Below are 18806 nucleotides of genomic sequence, written 5' to 3' on the forward strand. Positions count from 1 at the left end.
GCTGTTTTATGAAACCAAATGAAATTTCCTTTATTATCCTGGCTGGAGGCAAAAGCAGACGCATGGGCGTTAACAAAGCGGAACTTGAACTCGATGGTCAGACATTTCTTGAAACCCAAATTGCAACGGCGCGGTCCATGGGCTTTACTGATATCATCGTTTCCGGCTACCCCCATGACGTCTCATCCATCACACCGGTAATGGATGAATTCACAGATCGAGGACCTTTGGGCGGGATGTATTCCTGCTTTAAAGCTGCCAAAAACGAATTTTGTTTTATTATCTGTGTCGATGTTCCCCAGATTGTAGAAAGCACGGTTCTTTCGATGATGAACTTTCATGAAAAAGAGGGGAATGAAATCACCTTACTGTGTCAAAATGGTAAAGTAGAACCTTTAATTGGTATTTATCCAACCAGCAGCTATAAAAAAATCTATCCAATAATCAAAGAAAATTCGGCCCCGGTATTTCGTCTGATCGATCAATATGACTACAAGCTTTTTCATGTTGATGACAAAAGCATTGCAATGGATAACATCAACACCCCTGAAGATTATCAAAAAATCATAAAAAAAGAGAGTAAAAAATGAATTTTACTCTCTTTTTTATGTTTGTTAAAATTTAATAACCGAACGACAAAGCCATTCAATCTATGAATGGCTTAATTTTGGTTATTCAACTACTCAATTGGCGGGAATATGTGGGAATCGAACCCACCTAAGCAGCTCTTCACTACTCTTACTGGTTTTGAAGACCAGAGGACACACCAGCACCCATCTACTCCCTTATCAATACATCTGAAAGATGATATCACACCTCATTTTTTTATGCAAGCACTTCCTCAAAGATCAGTGCCCATTTAGGTGGCAATTTTAAATTGTCATCTAAATGGGCACTAATCGATTAGTAGGATTTCATTTGGTTACTACGTCACCTATTTGAGCATAAATGGTAAAAAGACCCGCCGATCTGCAAAACCCAAGAATAGCACCAGCCGATAAATAACACTTGGGCGAAAATGATCTGTTCATCGACTCACATCTTTTGACAAATTCATACGAATATCTATTTCGTTAATCAGCTCATCGAAATCATCCTGAAAATAGTTTTCAAAAACAATATCCGCTTGATCAATGACTTCTTTTGCTGTTTTCTTCAGCTGGTTGTCTTCCGTATTTTTAACCATGACAAACAAACCGGGTTTTACCACTTTTCTCAGGCTGTTTGATTCACAAACAATCAGTGCATCTTTTGGTATTTTTTTCAGCAGGGCTTCGAATCCTTCGTAAGTATGACTGTGTAATACCTTTAACCAATACACCTTGTCAGCGCCACTGGCCAACAGCATAGATGTATCTTTATTGCCGGACTTGTTTAGCTCTTCTGAAATTTCAAAATCGCCGCTCAGGCTGGAACAAACACCACAGCCATCTCCACCACGGATACAGCCACCGTTTTTTTTAGCGATGGTTGTTACTTTTACCCCAATCACCGGATATTTTTCTTTGTATCTTTGAATAATTGCAACTGCCATGGTTGTTTTTCCGCTGTTTCTGGCGGTTGAACCGATTAAAATCATATTCGGAACATGATGAATTTTGTTTACTATTTTCCTCACCTCTTATCCGTTATTATTTAAAGCAGCCAAGTTGACAACCCATAATTTTTATATTTTTTCCATGACAAAATTTCCCAACTTCTGCAACACCAATATTTAATTCTTCTGCCGCTTTAAATGCATTTGCGCATTTGATATATTTTCTGTCATCTTTTATTTCACAATATTTCTCAATGATTTCCCTTATATTACTATTTTCCATCTTCCTACCTCCAACCTATAATCAAATTATTGTATATAAGCCTTAAAGGCTACTTTATTTATAACGTCTTCTTCCTTCTCCGACTTTCCTGGTAATCTTCTTTTTATCAAACTCCTCAAGCAAAGCGACCGCATATTTTCTAGAAACCCCCAGCATATCCCGATAATCTCCCAATGCAATTTCATCATTTTTCTCAAAATGCGCATTTAACAATGCTAATGCCTTTTCATAATATTCTTTGTGGATAAAGTATTTTAAATCCAAAGACACGATGGTTCCAGATTTCTTCAGCATCGTAATTGCCCCGGTATATTGTTTATTTTTTCCATAATGTTTAGCGAGATCATCCAGTGACGGCGGTGAAAACCCATTGCTTTTATAAAGATCTCCAACCTCATTTAATAACGCAGTGTCCGCTTCTTTATAAACAACCGTAAAGTCCGGGAGACTGATGAATTCAGATTCCCAGCGAATTATTTTTCTATCGATAAAATAATTAATAATACTGTCAATGGCATTAACCTGCGCTTTTCGTATGAGCTTTCCTCTTACTTCGGCTCTATTCATTCCTTCTTTTAAAGGGTAAGCTTTATGAAATTCCCGTAGCAATTTAAGCAGTTTGACTTTCAAGACTGCTAAATATTCCTTTGAAAGATAGAGCGAATCATTCAGTTGAATAATTGCCTTCTCTTCAACCAGCTTATTCAGCTCTTTTGTAATGGGTTCTTTTCCAATATGATCTCTAATATAGTCAATTGTTCTCAGGTTTTTACTTTGTTCGCAAATTGCCAGGTAAACCTTTTCTTTCTTTGTCCCATTTTCTTTAATCGTCATGCTATCAATTACTGTTGGTTGATTTCGTCTGTGTTTTACCGGATTCGCATCCAGAACAACACCCCCGCCAATGGTTTCAAGGGGCGAGAAAAAACGAATAACAAAGTGATCGCCAACTTTTAATGAAAGCTCTTCCTCAAACCGTAACTGTACATAGGCCGATTCCCCGGCTTCCAGTTGATTTTTATCAAGAAGAATAACTTTAGCTAAGAGTTCTTTTGTCCCATGATAAAAATGAACCCTGCTGGCATTTTTTATAGTCCGTTTAGTACTTTCAAGGATATTGAGTTTTACATCAACCATCATTGTATTTTCCATACTGCCAATTGGAGCGATGGTGTGTCCCCGGGACACCTGGTGTTTTTTTATTCCGGATATATTCACAGCCACCCGCTGTCCCGCAACTGCCACTTCCACAGGACTCCCATGAACCTGTAAGCTTCGTACTTTAGGCATTTCCAATGTGGGATAGAGCATAACATTTTCGCCAACTTTAACACGTCCTTCAATCAATGTTCCAGTTACCACCGTACCAAAACCATCAACTGAAAAAACACGGTCAATGGGCAGTCTGAAAGGCGTTGTCAATTTTTTATTTTCCACCTTTCCAACCATCTGTGAAAGCGTATTTTTTAAAAGCTCCAGTCCTTCTCCGGTATGTGCCGATACGGAGATGATTGGTGCATTTTCTAGAAAACTTCCCTGAAATTTTTCTAGAATTTCACCTTCGACCATTTCAATCCAATCATCATCAACCAGGTCTTTCTTTGTGATAACAATCAATCCATGTTTTATTTCTAAAAGAGACAGAATTCCGAAATGCTCAATGGTTTGGGGCATTATTCCCTCATCCGCTGCAATGATCAGCATTACCATATCAATACCGCCGGCACCTGCCAGCATATTATGAATAAACTTTTCATGTCCGGGAACATCAACAATGCCAACACGATTACCGCAGGGGAGTTCAAGATGGGCAAAACCTAATTCAATAGTAATGCCACGTTTTTTTTCTTCTTTTAATCGGTCGGTATCAATCCCTGTCAATGCCTTTACTAAGCTTGTTTTTCCATGATCAATATGTCCTGCTGTCCCTAAAATGATATTCATTCATGTCTCCAGATTCATTCAACTATTTTTTTAAGCTCTTTCGCAATATATCCAAGGTCTTTGCTTTCAATGGTTCGCAGATCTAACAAGTAGCGGTTCTTGTTTATTCTTCCGATGATGGGTATTTCAGACTGATGCAGCTGCTTGTCTATGGCATTCACTGAAAATAGGGTTGTTTCCACTGCTACACAAACACTGGGTATCATCTGGTTAGGCATTGAACCACCTCCAACTTGTCCGAAATCTTCAATAATGGTGGCTGTGAGCGTTGGTATATTCTCGAGCAACGCCAATAGCTGTTCTGCTTTTTTTAATAATTCATCCTGACTGATTAAGAGCTTTGAAAGGATTGGGATTTCTTTTTCTGCAAGGTTCATATCGAAGTAAAGTCTGAGTGTCGCTTCAAGGGCAGCCAGGGTCATTTTATCTACCCGTATGGCTCGAGTTAATGGGTTTTTTTTCATCATGTCAATATATTTTTTCTTACCCACGATAATCCCAGCCTGCGGTCCTCCTAAAAGTTTGTCTCCACTGAAGCTAATGACATCAATCCCGGAATTCAGACTATCTGTTATATTTGGCTCATCACTTAAATGATATTCCCCTGCTTTAAAAAACGCCCCGCTGCCTAAATCATAAACCACCGGAATATCATTTTTTCTGCCAAGCTCGGCCAATTCGTGAAGTGATACATCTTCGGTGAATCCCATTATTTTATAATTACTGGTATGGACCTTTAAGAGTACCGCAGTTTTTTCAAAATGAATGGCCGCTTCATAATCTCTTATACGCGTTTTATTGGTAGTGCCAACCTCTACTAATATTGAATTGCTTTGTTCCATTACTTCAGGTACTCGAAAAGCTCCACCAATCTCCACAAGCTCGCCCCTTGAAACAATAACTTCCTGATCCTTAGCCAAGGTGTTTAATATCAATAAAACAGCTGCTGCATTATTGTTCACAACCAGAGCGCTTTCACAACTGCATAGCTTTCCTAACAGATCGTCAATATGACTATATCGGCTTCCCCGTTCCCCGGTGGCGCAGTTGTATTCCAATGTACTATAATTTCTTGCAATATCGTAAACCGCCTGGGCTGCAGTTTCACTGAGAATCGCACGTCCTAAATTCGTATGCAAAATAATACCGGTCGCATTAATAACCGGTCGCAAACTCATTCTGCTTTCCCGGTAAATTCGCTCTTCAATTTGGTCGACCAATTTTTCGGGATCGATCAACTCTGTCCGATCACCGGTTACCATAGCATTTCTTTTTTCTTCTGTGATCATTCTTGCACAGTTAACAACAACTGTTTTCCCGTAGTTGGTTATCGCGCGAGTCATTTGGGGGCTTTTTAAGAGCTCGTCTATTTTTGGTATGGATTTTAGAATATTCATATCCACGGTCATTTCTAATCACCCTCTCTTTAACACTCCAAATATTCTGGTTGAATAGCTGCTTTCTTCACTAGTCCTCAACGTGGAGATAATCACCTTCAGTGATTATCCCACCCATGATGACTTTACAAAAAACGCCATCTTTTGGCATAATACATTCTCCCATGGTTTCATAAATCTGACAGTGATCATGACATTCTTTCCCAATTTGTGTCAGCTCTAAAATAACATCCCCAGACCGAAACTGTGTACCGATCGGATAGCTTGTAAAATCGATTTCCTGAACAATCATATTTTCGCCAAAAGCGCCATCTTTTATCTCAGCACCTTTTGCTTTGAATTCCTCAATCTTTTCATATGACAGCAAACTCACTTGTCTGTGTGACTTGAAGCTTGCATGTGCGTCTGCTTCAACACCATATTTTTTAATAATCATTGCCTGATGTATATTTCTTTTAGGAGTGCCTTTATCCACACTTGTGCAAATTGCAGTTATTTTGCCTCTTCTTCCCATATATTCCTCCAAAATTTGTTATTTTTCACAAGTCCATTCATATACGAATTGTGCAATTAAATCGATATCATTTAATCCGAAAACCGGTACTTCACTTTTGGCCATGAGTGGGAGATCCGTCACCATAGCAATCAGCGTATCTGCATCACAGACACTCGTTTGTGAATTTCCTGACCGTATTATTTCAATCTTTGGATAGCCTGACAGTTTAAATCCCTCCAGCAAAATAAGATCCGCTTCTGGAAAAGATTGTATCAGCATCGCTTCATTACACTGAGGCATGTCTTTAACAAGCATATACTTGGTATTTGAAAACACTGCCGTGCCATAGGCACCGGATGCCTTATGGCGATAGGTATCGGTATCTTCATGATCAGCGCTGAAACCATGCCCATCATGCTTGATGGTTGCAATTTTTAAATCAAGTTTGACCAGCTCAGGGATGAGTTTTGTAATCAGTGTCGTTTTACCTGAATTTTTAACGCCGCTAATGGCAAGTAATTTAGGAGTATTCATCATGTTCTCCATTCCACCGCTTTGGTTGGCATAAACTTAAGAGCATTTATAAAACAATGACCTTAACCATTTCGCCTTTTTTAGTTCCATTGTTTCCCGCTTCAATTTCGACTAAACAATTGCAGTCTTTCATGGATGCAACCATTCCTGACGCATGGCCGCTCTCCGGCAATTTCACTTTACCGTTTTGATATACTGCCCGGACAAATCGTTTCCCTTTACTTCTTTTCGAAAAATCTGTTTCCATAGTTGCTGTAGTCGTTGTTGTAAGCAGTGATGCATCCCTTGCCATTTTTCCTAGAACGGGACGTGCCAAAAGTTCAAAGGTAGCCAGTGCCGCAAACGGATTGCCGGATAAACTGAGTATGGGTATATTTTTATAGGTTGAAAAAATAGCCGGAGTCCCCGGTTTTAGTTTAACCTTCCAAAATTTTTGATCTGCACCCATCTTTGGTAATACTTGATGAAAAATATCTTTTTCCCCAACCGATACTCCCCCGGTTGTTATCACCAAATCCGCCACCGATACTGCCTGCTTAAGCTTCTGAATAACAATATCAACATCATCGCCACTTTGCTGTAAATATACCGGCATGATTGAAAGTTCCTTGAGACGTGCCGCAATTAAAAACAGATTGCTGTTATAAATCTTTCCAGGGCCTAAATCACTGCCAGGAATAGCCAATTCATCTCCAGTGACAAGCAGGGCTACTTTTGGCTGAGTATACACATTGATGGTGGTGTAACCCATACTTGCTAAAAGTGCAAGGTGAACAAAGTTTAATTTTTCTCCTTTTGAGATTAACCGATTGCCTCTTTTGAAATCTTCACCAGTATAACAATAGTTTTGAAACGTTTTTAATGGCTCATAAATTTCAACGATATCTTCCCCGTAATTGGTAGATTCCTGCCGGATCACACAGTTTGCTCCCTGAGGAATCATGGCCCCGGTCATAATCCGAATTGCCTGGTTTGATTTCAAGCGAATATCCGAATAGTCCCCGGCAAAAAGCTTGCCGACAACCTTCAATTTAACCGGTTTTTCCAGGCTTGCTCCTGTTGAATCCTCGGCAATGAGCGCATACCCATCCACTGGCGATCGATCAAATGGTGGATTATCGAGGGGGGCAACTACATCCTGGGCTGCAATTCTTGACAATGCTTCTAAGATACCTTTTATTTCAGTAGTTTCTACCTGTTGTACATTTTCAAGCAATATGTCTATCGCTTGAGTTAATTCAATCCCTTTTAACATGTTCACACTCTCTCTTCGTCTTTATTATCATTTAGTAGAAACTCATTGAAAAATAAACAAAAAATATACCTCGCCAACATTTCAATAGAAAAGAAGGCAAGGCATAGCAAAAAAACCATACTTAACACGCAAGTTCACACGCTTGTGAAATTAATGCTCCTTTTCAAAAACAGAAGGCTATACCGTTTCCCGTATAACCCGAAAGCATAAATGCTTTAGCGCAATATCATAAAAATTCCTTAGATACTTTTGCTCGGAGTTTGTTCTAAATATTGTAACCGATTATATCAACAGTATTCTATCGTGTCAACACTATTCAATTCGCATTGTTTATTTATTATACAGCTTTTTATTTTCCTTTTTTAGAAATAATTTTTCAGAACTCCAATGGCAAGAAACTTAACTTTATCCTGTTTATTCATCTAAATACAAAAAGAATTCTTCTTTTTGTTCTATTCTTCCAATAATTTTCACATGAATTCCAAGATTCTCGCTTAATTCTTTAAACAAATTTTCTCCGGTCTTCTTACTTACCGAAATCAATAAACCTCCTGAAGTTTGCGGATCAAAAATAATGTCTTCGCTTAATGCCGATAATTCTGAAAAATAATTTCCGTTACAATGGGCTCGATTGTGATATGTTCCTGTTGGAACAAATCCCATATCTGCAAAGCTTTCCGCTTCATCCAATATCGGTAGATTATGGTAATCCAAATGGATGGAAACATTACTTGCTTTTGCCATTTCCATTGCATGGCCGCCGAGACCAAAGCCAGTAATATCCGTGCATCCATGAACATCATAATTCCCCATGATTTCACAAGCTTTTTTATTAAGAGTTCTCATAGTTTCAATTGCTGCTTTACTTGAATCCTCAGATGCCATCCCAGCCCGAACTGTTAAGTTAATAATACCAAGTCCTATCGGCTTAGTTAAAATCAGTATGTCACCTTGTTTTGCATGGCAATTACCCCGAAGTTTTCCCGGTTCCACTGTTCCTGTTACAGAAAGGCCATATTTGGGCTCCATATCATCAATGGTGTGTCCCCCTACCAACAAGGCTTCTGCTTCAGCAATTTTATCCATTCCACCTTTGAGAATTTCCCCTAAAATTTTCGAATCTTCACAAACTGGAAAACAAACAATATTCAATGCAATTAAAGGTTTTCCTCCCATTGCATAAATATCACTTAATGAGTTGGCTGCTGCAATTTGCCCAAAAGTATACGGATCATCCACCACCGGCGTAAAAAAATCAAGGGTTTGAAGCAGAATTTGATCATCATTAATGGCATATGCTGCTGCATCATCCGAATTTTCAAGTCCGATGAGCAGTTTTTCATCTTTAATTGGCGCGAGATTCTTAAGCACATCCGAAAGAACACCTGGTCCAAGTTTTGCCGCACAACCACCATTACGAACCATTTGTGTTAACGTTCGACCTCTATCTGTACTCATAAGCGATCTCCTTCATTTTTGTTAAAATAACTCTACATTGCTTATTTACGCAATTCCCAAAGAAGAATATTTGATATTATGGCAAAAATTCAATCTCGAAATTTCTTAAATTAACGTCATTGTACCTCATTATTTATGCGCCTGCAACCGAAAGCACCTCATAAAAAGGTCAAATAATTTGATTATATAATTTTATAGATGTGGTTAAGAGGCCCGCTGCCTTTTCCCAAGTCAAGTCCGTCCATGAGGGCTCCGGTGATGTAGGCCTTGGCATTTTTAATACTTTCTTCCATGGTACATCCCAAAGCAAGGTTGCAGGCAATGGCTGAGGAAAGGGTGCATCCGGTTCCGTGGGTATTGGGATTATCAATTCTAGGCGCGGTAAACCAGTGTGCCTGACCATTAATAAAGAACAAATCATCTGCACATTCGGTGAGATGTCCCCCTTTAATCAGTACACCTTTGCCGGTCATTATCGAAAGATAAATGGCCGCGTCCAGCATATCTTTTTGTGACTCAACCGGGTAACCCCACAGGCTTTGTGCTTCAGAAATATTCGGGGTAATGATGTCTGCAACGGGTAGCAGTCTTTGGACCAAAGCATTGACGGCATTGTCACTGAGGAGCTTACTTCCGCTGGTGGCAACCATCACCGGGTCGAAGACGATATTTTTCGCCTTATATTCCAGTAATTTATTGGCAATGGTTTTGATGATCTCCACATTGGATACCATCCCGATTTTCACCGCATCCGGGCGGATATCAGTAAAAATACAATCCAGCTGAAGGGCGACAAACTCCGGCGTTACCTCCTGGACACCATAAACCCCGATGGTATTTTGAGCGGTCAGGGCAGTGATTGCGCTCATCGCATACATTTTATGGGCGGTGATGGTTTTGATATCCGCCTGGATACCTGCTCCGCCGCTGCAATCCGAACCTGCAATTGTCAGAATTTTTTTCATAATTCTTCCATCTCCCATTCATCAAAGGAATTAAGATACCAATCCGCCACAGCCTTTATTCTCTCTTTATCCTCTTCCGCACTTTGATCATATACCGCTGCCACTAAAAAACCCGCAGATTTCGCTGTTTCAACAGCATGGCGGGCATCCTCAAACACAACGGTATCATTTTTCGAGGTATGCAGCAGTTCCAATGACTGAAAGAAAATTTCCGGGCTGTCTTTCCCCAAGCCGATTTCCCCACAGGTTATGACACCACAAAAATAATCAGCAATCTTTAATCGACTTAAAGTAGCCTCAACCAAAGATCTTTCCATGGCGGTAGCAATACACATCTTAACCTTGGCATTTTTTAATTTTTTGAGAAAATCTTCGGCTGAATCCTTAAGCAAAAAAGTGTTTTGATATTCATCTTCAATCAGGGCATTAATCTCGCTGATAATGGTTTCCTCACTGTTCTGGATACCATACTCCTTTTGAAAATATCGGGCGGCCTCCATAAGACTCAGCGACTTGAGTTCCTCATATAAGTTGGAAGCCGGGGGCAGGCCTTTCCATGCAATATATTTTTCACCGAGGGTGAGCCAGATTTTCATAGAGTCAAGCAATGTTCCGTCAAAGTCGAAAATTGCTCCTTTTAATTTCATGCGTTCACCATGATCACTGCCAGCTGTTGTAATTCAGCGGTTGCAGCTGCAATATCCGGTTGTGCGAAAATAGCCGAAACAACAGCAACTCCCACAATACCACTTCGTCTTAGGGTTAAAATATTTTTTTGATCAATGCCGCCAATGGCAACCACGGGAATGGTGACTCCAGCACATATTTCCCTGAGAATTTCATAGGTTACGGTATCGGCATCGGCCTTAGTACTGGTGGTAAACATGGCGCCTACCCCAAGATAATCCGCCCCGTTTTTTTCTGCTAAAATTGCCTGTGCCTGGGTACAAACCGATACTCCCATGATTTTATCATCACCGATGCGTTTGCGAACATCTCCTGCTGCCATATCCTCTTGTCCCACATGAACCCCATCGGCCCCGCAGGCCAGAGCAATTTCAACGTTGTCGTTAATGACAAAAGGAATATGGTATGCATCGGTCAGGGTTTTTATCTCTTTTGCCTGTTTTAGAAAACTTTCAAAATCAAGGTTTTTTTCCCGAAGCTGTACAAAGGTAACGCCTGCCTTAATCGCCGTCTCAGTCTGCTCCGTCAGCGAATTGCGGCCCAGCCACATGCGATCGGTCACAGCATACAAGAGCAGTGAGGTATTATCGAGTTTCAATTTTCGCACCTCCTTCCAGAATGTCAGGGCTCACCTGACTCATAAAGTCAATCAGGAGGGTCCGATAGGTTGAGGTTCCCCCGCCCATTAAAGCCAGCCGATCAAAGGCAAGTTCACCACATAGACCCATAAAACAAACAGCGGCAGCGGTGGCATCAAGAATCGCGGTGGGATTTGCGCCGCAAAATGCCGCGATGATGGCTGAGAGCATACATCCGGTTCCCGATACCTTAGACATAAGGGCATTACCATTACTGATCACATAAGCTTTGTGACTGTCTGCCACAATATCAATGGCTCCGGTAATGGCAATGACTGATTGCGTCTTTTCGCTAAGCTTTTTGGCAAAGGCAATGGTATCTTCAAGGTTCTCTCCAGTCACTGCATCACTGGCATCGGCATCCACCCCTTTTGTAGTTCCAGCACCCTGGGCAACCGTTTTAATCTCTGAAATATTACCGCGAATGACTGAAAACTTCACCTGCTTGATGAGCTTAAAGGCGGTGGCAGTCCGTAAGGTCGAAGCTCCGGCACCAACCGGGTCAAGGACGACGGGGTAGGACAATTCATTGGCCCTTTTGCCGGCCGCCAGCATCGACAGGATTGATCGTTCATTAAGGGTGCCAATGTTAATACACAGACTGTTACAAATTGATATAATTTCCTCAACCTCACCAATGTCATCCGCCATAATTGGCGAACCGCCGCAGGCCAGTAAGCTGTTGGCACAATCATTAACGGTTACATAGTTGGTAATGCAGTGAACCAATGGTGTTTTTTCTTTAACTTCTTGAAAGGTTTTTTTGAGCATAAGTCTTTCCTCCATTTACTAAAATACTAATAACGGTCATCTCTGAGAAGCACTTTCCAAAGATGTGTCAATGGCCTAATCATGCGATACCTACTTAAGTCGCTTTGCTATTCTCTTAAAAAAATAGTGGGAAATACCAGCCGGCACTTCCCACTAAATTATCACAATTTAAATGTTTCGTCCCTACGCTGGTATTATCCAAATCAGGTTATAAGGGTCGAAGCTTAATCACTTCCTCTCAGCCTGCTCACAAGCTCCCCTGAATATTTACTTATTGCTTTATACTAGCATACTATGTATATCCCGTCAAATGGTTCATCTTTTCCATATTTCAATATAAAAACAATTGATTTTAAGCACTATTTCCCAAAATAATTCTATTGACATCCCGTAGTCGAAGTTATACAATTAAGCGGAAATTATTGTATTAATTCTAGCCTAATTCTGCCTTTTTCAAGGCTTAAATAATATACAAACTGAAAGAAACAGAAAGGGAGGATCACACTTTATGCGATTTGTACCAACGTTTTGCTTGCGTGAAGGAATGCTCCTTGGAGACAATCTTTTCGGGAAAAACGGAGAACTTGTCCTTGTTCAAAACACTGTTTTAACAGAGGATTACATACGAGGGATTCAAAAACAGAATTTTAATGGTATTTATGTCGATGATGACATTTCAAAAGATCTCATCATAGCAAACATCATTGACGAACGCGTTCGAGCTCAAACCGTCAAAAGTGTTAAAGATGTTTTCATTTGTTCTGAAAGCAAAAGTTCCGGAGCAAAACAGAAATTCATAAGCATGCAGAAACAGATTGAACAAATCGTCGATGAAATTCTGGGAAACCAGCACATGATGATCAATATGGTGGATTTAAAGGTTTTTGATGATTACACTTATTTCCATTCAGTTAATGTTGCGGTTTTATCCATCGTTCTTGGTACTTCGCTTGGCTTTAATAAAGAAGATTTGTGCAATTTGGGTTTAGGCGCAATCCTTCATGATATTGGAAAAATATTTGTAAAGAAAGAAATTCTCAACAAAAGCGGCATGCTCAGCGATCATGAATTTGAGGAATTAAAAGCCCATTCTTCCCTTGGCTATAACTATATTAAAAAGGGCTTTAGTATCAGCACATCTTCAAAAATAGGAATTCGTGACCACCACGAAAAATACGGCGGCGGTGGCTATCCCAATAACATCATGGGCAGTGATATCTCATTATTTGGGCGGATCATCTCAATTGCCGATGTTTATGATGCAATGACCTCAGATCGTCCCTACCGAAAGGCGGTGAAGCCATCCGAAGTCATCGAATACATTATGGGTTCTTCCTGCACTCTTTTTGATCCGGATCTTGTCAGCATTTTTATTAGAAAAATAGCACCTTATCCCATTGGCACTTGTGTTAAACTCAGCAACGGTTTAACCGGCATCGTCACCGAAAACTATGAAAGCTATTGTATGCGACCAAAGATACGGATATTCAAGGATGGGGATAAAACGATAACCCCTTACGAAATAAATTTAGCGGATAATACAACTCTTAATATCACCGTCACAGATGTGGCTTGAATGTTTATTTAATAAAATAGCGGTACCAAAAAACCGTCCTGGGGACAATGATAAATCATTGTCCCCAGGACGGTTTTCACTTTTCTGCTTTGTTTACAGTCCGAAGCATTTGATAACATTTCGCGTGTTTTTTTATTTTTCAACAAAAAACACATACTCAGGATTTATGTATATAAAAAAAGGTTTTGTTGTATCTGTGATTTTTACGCGTTGATCCCTGGTTATGATACATTGAATTTGAAAATCATCTGAGTTTTCTGGCTCAGATCCTATTTTTAAAAATAATGATGTCCGAAATGGGGCTTCATTTTCATCAGCCAGCCATACTTTAAAACAATTTTCTTCAGTGCAGCTTTCAACAATTCTGATATTATTGGCCCTTACGCCAACAAAACCCACTTCGTACTCTATTTCCACGGTTGTTTTTAATTGAATACCCCAATCCGCTATCGCCATAACATTCTCCGATAGCCTTACTGCTTTTGAGAGATTTTTACACCCGGTAATTTTCGCAGCTTCCATTGACACCGGATGCTGAAATACGTTTTTCTTTTCATTGAACGCTTCAACTTTTCCCTTATTAAAAATTGCTATGTGATCACATAGCTGATAAGCTTCCTCCATGTTATGGGTTACAAAAAGAGCGATTCCTTTATACTGCTTCAACGACTCAGACATTTCTCTGATCATATGGTTTCTGAGATGCACATCCAAAGCAGAAAACGGCTCATCCAATAATAAGATATCCGGTTCAACCGCCACTGCCCGGGCTAGTGCAACTCGCTGCTGCTGTCCGCCGGAAATCTGAGCAGGATAACGATTTTCAATGTCACCTAAATGATATTTTTCCATTAATTCATTCACTTTTTTCTTTTTATCTGATTTAGAAAAACTATCCAAGCCAAAGGCAATGTTTTCTTCAATGGTCATATTGGGAAAGAGAGCATAATTTTGGAATAAAAACCCCACTTTTCGTTCGCGCATGGATAAATTGATTTTTTTTTCAGAATCAAAGAATGTTTTTCCATTGATAATAATCGTCCCTTCGTCGGGTTTAACCAAACCTGCAATACAACGCAGCAGCATGCTTTTTCCTGATCCCGAAGCCCCTAGAATCCCAATAATGTCTTCTTTTGACTGGAGCTTTGCATCAAGCTGAAACTCATAAAGTTTCTTTTTTATTTCGATTGAAAAATTCATTTGATTATTCTCCAGCACCGTATCGCTCTTTCTTTTTATAGTTATTCCAATAGTTCATAAATACTAAAACCGTTAATGAAATGGCAAAAATAATCAATACCCATATCAGGGCAACCTCCATGTTACCACCCTGGGTGGCAAAATAAATGGCAATTGGAATGGTTTCGGTTTTTCCGGGAATGCTCCCGGCAACCATTAAGGTCGCTCCGAATTCTCCCAGACATCTGGCAAAGGTTAGTGCCGTTGCCGATGCGATTCCGGGCCAGGCGACAGGAACTGCCACACGCCAAAAGACTTTCCATTCCGATGCCCCCAGTGTTCTGGCGGCACTTAAGATATTCGTGTCAATTTGTTCAAATGCCCCCATGGTGGTTTTATACATCAGTGGAAAGGCAACCACAATCCCGGCAATAACCGCCGCATACCATGAAAAAATGATGTTAACCCCAAATATTTCAAGAAATTGACCAATGGGTCCATTTTTACCAATCATTATTAAAATAGCAAAACCTGCAACCGTGGGCGGCAGAACCAGGGGCAGTGTCAAAATGGCATCAATTAAGCCTTTCCATCTTCCCTTGTAATTTGTCATCAGCCAGGCTGTGGCAAGACCCAGAAAAAAGATGATTGTGGTGGATGTTAAGGTAACCTTGATTGAAATCCATGCCGGTGAGAAATCGAAATCGATACTAATCACTCCCTATTTATTATTTTCAGCGCTAATTTGATAACTCTGTCAGAGCTTTAAATGTTATGAAACGTTATGAACTGCCATTTTTCAATCTATTATATTTATTTATTCAGTATATGTCAAGAAAAACCAGGATATAAAATTGTCAAACGTATTGAAACGTGTTATAATTTGTATATTCATAATTTGTGTATTGGAGAGTTTTCAAATGGATAATATCGCCTTAACCGCCCAGGATGTTGCAGACATGCTTAAAATTGCTAAAAACACCGTCTATGAACTCATAAAGAGAGATGAATTAAATTCATATAAGGTCGGCCGAAAGGTACGCTTTACACTCAGTGATGTGGAAGCTTACATTGCCCGCTCTAAGTGTATCCAACCTGCTATTCCCGTGGATGAAATTGACAAATCAGAGGAACCCCCGTTTCATCCAAACCCCAAATCCACTGGTAAAGATTTCATCATTTGCGGACAGGATTTAATGCTTGACGTATTATCCAGCCATATTGAAAAACACCCCCAGGGTGTTCGGGCACTCCGCTCCTATATCGGCAGCTATAACAGCCTGGTCGCCTTGTATCACGGTACTGTTCAGGTTGCCACAGCCCATCTATGGGATGGGGATACCGGCGAATACAATGTTCCCTTTGTACGACGGCTCCTCCCCGGCATTCCCACCGTAATCATTCACCTGACCTGTCGCGTTCAGGGTTTTTACGTGGCACAAGGGAATCCCAAAAGCATTAAAACCTGGAGTGATTTAATTCGACCGGATATCACCATGATTAACCGGGAAAAAGGTTCCGGATCCCGGATCCTGCTGGATGAACATTTCCGGCTTCTGGGCATTAACGGAAATACCATTAATGGTTATCATCGGGAGAGCCAGTCCCACTTTGCTGTAGCCAGCACGGTTGGCCGAGGTGGAGCTGATGTTGCTCTGGGCCAGGAAAAGGTTGCAAAACAGGTTAAAAGCGTGGACTTTATTCCGCTGCAAACTGAACGTTACGATTTGGTGATTAAGCGAGAAGATTTTGATTCTCCCGCTGTTCAGGCAATTTTAGCCATCCTGAATTCTGAAGAATTCAAACTTGAATTTGAGGGTATCGAAGGATATGATATCAGCGAAATGGGTAAGATTATTGCCGAAATTTAATTGCATAAACTATCTTAAAACCTGAAAAGACCGACTGGATAATTGCTTATATCCAATCGGTTTTTTATTATTGTCCGAACACCTTTGCTTCTCTGACTATTCTCAAATTCCATGAGACTTGACTGAGAATTCATAGATTTTCTCGACCACAGCCATCAATTCATCCTCAGAAAGATCATAAAACAAGGGCAATCGCAATAAACGTTCGCTTTCTCTGGTGGTATAACGATCCTTCCCATTAAATCTGCCAAATCGCAATCCCGCCGGGGAACTATGCAATGGAATATAATGAAAGACGGAGAAAATCTCATTTTCTTTAAGGTAATGAATGAGTTGATCCCGTTCGATCATATCTTTAAGCTTGATATAAAATAAATGTCCATTATGCTCACATTCATCTGGAACATATGGCAACTCAATGATTTTTTCATCGGCCAGAGGTTTTAACAGCTCACCATATTGACACCATAAGTTCCGACGCCTTTGGTTGATTTTTTGTGCTTCATCAAGCTGTGCCAACAGGTAGGCGGCATTAATATCACTGGGTAAATAAGAGGACCCCTCATCAACCCAGGTGTACTTGTCCGCTTTACCTCTTAAAAAGTCATTTCGATTGGTTCCATTATTCCGAATAATTTCAGCACGTTCACCGAAGTTTTTATGATTGATTAAAATGGCTCCGCCTTCACCCATTGAATAATTTTTGGATTCATGAAAGCTGTAGCACCCTAAATCCCCAATACTCCCCAATGCCTTACCCTTGTATTTTGCCATTACTCCCTGAGCCGAATCTTCAACGACAAACAAGTTATACTGTCGGGCAATGGCCATGATTTTATCCATGTCACAGCTAACCCCGGCATAATGAACGGGTACGATGATCTTTGTTTTTTCTGTAATAGCCGCTTCGATTAAATTCTCATCCATATTCATGGTATCCGGCCGAATATCCACAAAGACGATTTTAGCCCCCCGTAAAACAAAAGCATTGGCCGTTGAGACATAGGTAAAGGATGGCATAATCACCTCATCTCCCGGTTTAATCTTACATAGGTTAGCCGCCATTTCCAACGCATGCGTACAGGAGGTCGTCAGCAAAACTTTTGTGGCTTTTGTCTGATCAATGAGCCAATCGGTACAGGCCTTTGTAAAGGGCCCATCCCCACTGATGTGGTTGGCTGTAATGGCTTCATGCATATAATCCAGTTCTTTTCCCAAAAGAGGGGATTTATTAAATGGTATCATGGTGTTAACATCCTTTTTAAAATTTTATCCAATTTTGCGAGATTTCTTCGACATCGCTTTACCGTTGAAACCACAAAGGCCTTTGTCACAGCCTTGCCCGTTTTTAACAAATAAAAAGAAAGATACCGATTCTAAATACCGGTATCCCACTAAAAGGTCTGTTTTTCAGGTATCATTCAGGTATCAATCAAATCCAGAATTGCTTCTTTCAGTTTAAGATATTCTTCGTTAATCTGCACACGACCGGTTCGGGAATCAACAGCATTTTCGATGAAATCTAAATTCAGTTCCTTGATAATCGTACCCGGACTGCTAGACATTACCAAAACACGAGTACCCAAAGAAAGTGCTTCATCAACATCGTGGGTGATCATAAAAATGGTATTGTGATTCTTTTTCCAGATATCCCGGATGAGTTTCTGCATTTGAATCCGTGTCAGTGCATCCAAAGCCCCTAAAGGTTCATCCATCAGCATCACCTCGGGCTCATTGGCCAGAACACGTGCCAGGGCAACCCGTTGTTTCATGCCGCCGGACAACTCGAAAATTACCTGATCTTCAAATTTTAGCAGATTAACCTGTTCCAGATAATGCGTGGCAATTTCTGTAATGTCCTTTTTTGGCAATCTTTTCATTTTTGGTCCGAATTCGATATTTTTTCGAACGCTCATCCAGGGGTATAATGAGGCCGACTGAAAAACCACGCCGCGGTTCCAATCCGGCCCCACCACTTCTTTTCCATTCATCAGGAAGGTACCTTCCGTTTGTTTTAAAAATCCGGCAATAACCTTCAGCAACGTGCTTTTTCCACATCCCGACGGACCCAGAACGCAGATGAAATCGCCTCTGTGGATGGTCAGATTGATATCATGAATTGCTTTAACGGGCTCGTTGCTGCCGGTATAGTCGACTCCCAGCTTTTTGATTTCGATTATGATATCACCTAAATTTTTATCTTTCATTCGTTTTC

At 40.4% G+C, this 18806-nt stretch carries 19 protein-coding genes, 1 tRNA gene and 2 riboswitches; of the genes, 3 read left to right on the forward strand and 17 right to left on the reverse strand.

From position 1 onward, the window contains the following. The first annotated feature begins 8 nt into the window (after nt 1–8). Entirely contained in the window at nt 9–590 is a 582-nt protein-coding gene (mobA, locus tag AKG39_RS01285; protein WP_050738552.1) for a molybdenum cofactor guanylyltransferase, read from the forward strand. A gap of 98 nt (nt 591–688) precedes the next feature. Here mobA and AKG39_RS19645 read toward each other — a convergent pair. From AKG39_RS19645 to thiM, 13 genes are all read right to left on the reverse strand, one after another. After that, a tRNA-Sec gene (locus AKG39_RS19645) sits at nt 689–785 on the reverse strand. A 242-nt stretch (nt 786–1027) separates the two neighbouring features. Next, nucleotides 1028–1579, reverse strand: coding sequence for a hypothetical protein (locus AKG39_RS01290; protein WP_162800395.1), 552 nt, complete (start codon nt 1577–1579; stop codon nt 1028–1030). Nucleotides 1580–1631: 52 nt separating this feature from the next. Then, nucleotides 1632–1820 carry a hypothetical protein gene (locus tag AKG39_RS01295; RefSeq protein ID WP_050738553.1) on the reverse strand — a complete coding sequence of 63 codons (189 nt, stop codon included), beginning with the start codon at nt 1818–1820 and terminating at the stop codon, nt 1632–1634. A 54-nt stretch (nt 1821–1874) separates the two neighbouring features. After that, nucleotides 1875–3764, reverse strand: coding sequence for a selenocysteine-specific translation elongation factor (gene selB / locus AKG39_RS01300; protein WP_050738554.1), 1890 nt, complete (start codon nt 3762–3764; stop codon nt 1875–1877). A 14-nt stretch (nt 3765–3778) separates the two neighbouring features. Continuing rightward, nucleotides 3779–5173 carry an L-seryl-tRNA(Sec) selenium transferase gene (gene selA / locus AKG39_RS01305; RefSeq protein WP_083439356.1) on the reverse strand — a complete coding sequence of 465 codons (1395 nt, stop codon included), beginning with the start codon at nt 5171–5173 and terminating at the stop codon, nt 3779–3781. 58 nt (nt 5174–5231) lie between these two features. Further along, entirely contained in the window at nt 5232–5675 is a 444-nt protein-coding gene (locus AKG39_RS01310; RefSeq protein ID WP_050738555.1) for an MOSC domain-containing protein, read from the reverse strand. Between the two features lie 18 nt (nt 5676–5693). Further along, nucleotides 5694–6191 (reverse strand): molybdopterin-guanine dinucleotide biosynthesis protein B, encoded by a 498-nt coding sequence (gene mobB / locus AKG39_RS01315; protein ID WP_115028125.1) that lies wholly within the window; start codon nt 6189–6191, stop codon nt 5694–5696. Between the two features lie 46 nt (nt 6192–6237). Then, nucleotides 6238–7446, reverse strand: coding sequence for a molybdopterin molybdotransferase MoeA (locus AKG39_RS01320; protein ID WP_050738557.1), 1209 nt, complete (start codon nt 7444–7446; stop codon nt 6238–6240). Between the two features lie 140 nt (nt 7447–7586). Next, a riboswitch (molybdenum cofactor riboswitch) is annotated at nt 7587–7717 on the reverse strand. Between the two features lie 143 nt (nt 7718–7860). Then, complete coding sequence (gene selD, locus AKG39_RS01325; RefSeq protein ID WP_083439358.1) at nt 7861–8904, reverse strand: selenide, water dikinase SelD; 1044 nt, start codon at nt 8902–8904, stop codon at nt 7861–7863. A 182-nt stretch (nt 8905–9086) separates the two neighbouring features. After that, nucleotides 9087–9869 carry a bifunctional hydroxymethylpyrimidine kinase/phosphomethylpyrimidine kinase gene (thiD, locus tag AKG39_RS01330; protein WP_050738558.1) on the reverse strand — a complete coding sequence of 261 codons (783 nt, stop codon included), beginning with the start codon at nt 9867–9869 and terminating at the stop codon, nt 9087–9089. Beyond that, nucleotides 9866–10516, reverse strand: coding sequence for an HAD family hydrolase (locus AKG39_RS01335; protein ID WP_050738559.1), 651 nt, complete (start codon nt 10514–10516; stop codon nt 9866–9868). Before AKG39_RS01335 ends, thiD begins: the two co-directional genes overlap by 4 nt. Beyond that, on the reverse strand, nt 10513–11163 hold the full coding sequence (gene thiE / locus AKG39_RS01340; protein ID WP_341406785.1) for a thiamine phosphate synthase: 651 nt from the start codon (nt 11161–11163) through the stop codon (nt 10513–10515). The genes AKG39_RS01335 and thiE overlap by 4 nt, the downstream gene beginning before the upstream one ends. Beyond that, nucleotides 11141–11965, reverse strand: a complete 825-nt coding sequence (gene thiM, locus AKG39_RS01345; RefSeq protein ID WP_050738561.1) for a hydroxyethylthiazole kinase — start codon at nt 11963–11965, stop codon at nt 11141–11143. Before thiM ends, thiE begins: the two co-directional genes overlap by 23 nt. Nucleotides 11966–12127: 162 nt before the next feature. Then, nucleotides 12128–12236: riboswitch (TPP riboswitch) on the reverse strand. A 237-nt stretch (nt 12237–12473) separates the two neighbouring features. Here thiM and AKG39_RS01350 point away from each other — a divergent pair. After that, entirely contained in the window at nt 12474–13541 is a 1068-nt protein-coding gene (locus AKG39_RS01350) for an HD-GYP domain-containing protein (RefSeq protein WP_050738562.1), read from the forward strand. A gap of 132 nt (nt 13542–13673) precedes the next feature. Here the strand turns inward: AKG39_RS01350 and AKG39_RS01355 are convergent, their stop codons facing one another. Then, complete coding sequence (locus AKG39_RS01355; RefSeq protein ID WP_050738563.1) at nt 13674–14741, reverse strand: sulfate/molybdate ABC transporter ATP-binding protein; 1068 nt, start codon at nt 14739–14741, stop codon at nt 13674–13676. A gap of 4 nt (nt 14742–14745) precedes the next feature. Continuing rightward, the gene (modB, locus tag AKG39_RS01360; protein WP_050738627.1) at nt 14746–15429 is read right to left on the reverse strand and encodes a molybdate ABC transporter permease subunit; all 684 of its coding nucleotides are present in this window, start codon (nt 15427–15429) and stop codon (nt 14746–14748) included. 211 nt (nt 15430–15640) lie between these two features. On the opposite strand from modB, the gene AKG39_RS01365 reads away from it, so the two are divergent. Beyond that, nucleotides 15641–16591 (forward strand): helix-turn-helix transcriptional regulator, encoded by a 951-nt coding sequence (locus AKG39_RS01365; RefSeq protein WP_050738564.1) that lies wholly within the window; start codon nt 15641–15643, stop codon nt 16589–16591. A 102-nt stretch (nt 16592–16693) separates the two neighbouring features. Here AKG39_RS01365 and rffA read toward each other — a convergent pair whose 3' ends face one another. Both rffA and AKG39_RS01375 read right to left on the reverse strand, forming a co-directional pair. Next, complete coding sequence (rffA, locus tag AKG39_RS01370; RefSeq protein WP_050738565.1) at nt 16694–17836, reverse strand: dTDP-4-amino-4,6-dideoxygalactose transaminase; 1143 nt, start codon at nt 17834–17836, stop codon at nt 16694–16696. Nucleotides 17837–18012: 176 nt separating this feature from the next. Next, nucleotides 18013–18798, reverse strand: coding sequence for an ABC transporter ATP-binding protein (locus AKG39_RS01375; protein ID WP_050738566.1), 786 nt, complete (start codon nt 18796–18798; stop codon nt 18013–18015). Nucleotides 18799–18806: the final 8 nt, after the last annotated feature.

It is taken from the genome of Acetobacterium bakii, assembly GCF_001263355.1.
Classification (GTDB): Bacteria; Bacillota; Clostridia; order Eubacteriales; family Eubacteriaceae; genus Acetobacterium; species Acetobacterium bakii.

Bases quoted from the DNA above. Each gene is read 5' to 3' on its own strand.
- AKG39_RS01375 (WP_050738566.1), bottom strand. From the start codon at position 18,798: ATGAAAGATAAAAATTTAGGTGATATCATAATCGAAATCAAAAAGCTG.
- mobA (WP_050738552.1), top strand. From the start codon at position 9: ATGAAACCAAATGAAATTTCCTTTATTATCCTGGCTGGAGGCAAAAGC.
- AKG39_RS01320 (WP_050738557.1), bottom strand. From the start codon at position 7,446: ATGTTAAAAGGGATTGAATTAACTCAAGCGATAGACATATTGCTTGAA.
- AKG39_RS01350 (WP_050738562.1), top strand. From the start codon at position 12,474: ATGCGATTTGTACCAACGTTTTGCTTGCGTGAAGGAATGCTCCTTGGA.
- AKG39_RS01295 (WP_050738553.1), bottom strand. From the start codon at position 1,820: ATGGAAAATAGTAATATAAGGGAAATCATTGAGAAATATTGTGAAATA.
- thiM (WP_050738561.1), bottom strand. From the start codon at position 11,965: ATGCTCAAAAAAACCTTTCAAGAAGTTAAAGAAAAAACACCATTGGTT.
- AKG39_RS01290 (WP_162800395.1), bottom strand. From the start codon at position 1,579: ATGATTTTAATCGGTTCAACCGCCAGAAACAGCGGAAAAACAACCATG.
- thiD (WP_050738558.1), bottom strand. From the start codon at position 9,869: ATGAAAAAAATTCTGACAATTGCAGGTTCGGATTGCAGCGGCGGAGCA.
- selD (WP_083439358.1), bottom strand. From the start codon at position 8,904: ATGAGTACAGATAGAGGTCGAACGTTAACACAAATGGTTCGTAATGGT.
- AKG39_RS01310 (WP_050738555.1), bottom strand. From the start codon at position 5,675: ATGGGAAGAAGAGGCAAAATAACTGCAATTTGCACAAGTGTGGATAAA.
- mobB (WP_115028125.1), bottom strand. From the start codon at position 6,191: ATGAATACTCCTAAATTACTTGCCATTAGCGGCGTTAAAAATTCAGGT.
- AKG39_RS01365 (WP_050738564.1), top strand. From the start codon at position 15,641: ATGGATAATATCGCCTTAACCGCCCAGGATGTTGCAGACATGCTTAAA.
- rffA (WP_050738565.1), bottom strand. From the start codon at position 17,836: ATGATACCATTTAATAAATCCCCTCTTTTGGGAAAAGAACTGGATTAT.
- selA (WP_083439356.1), bottom strand. From the start codon at position 5,173: ATGACCGTGGATATGAATATTCTAAAATCCATACCAAAAATAGACGAG.
- selB (WP_050738554.1), bottom strand. From the start codon at position 3,764: ATGAATATCATTTTAGGGACAGCAGGACATATTGATCATGGAAAAACA.
- AKG39_RS01335 (WP_050738559.1), bottom strand. From the start codon at position 10,516: ATGAAATTAAAAGGAGCAATTTTCGACTTTGACGGAACATTGCTTGAC.
- AKG39_RS01355 (WP_050738563.1), bottom strand. From the start codon at position 14,741: ATGAATTTTTCAATCGAAATAAAAAAGAAACTTTATGAGTTTCAGCTT.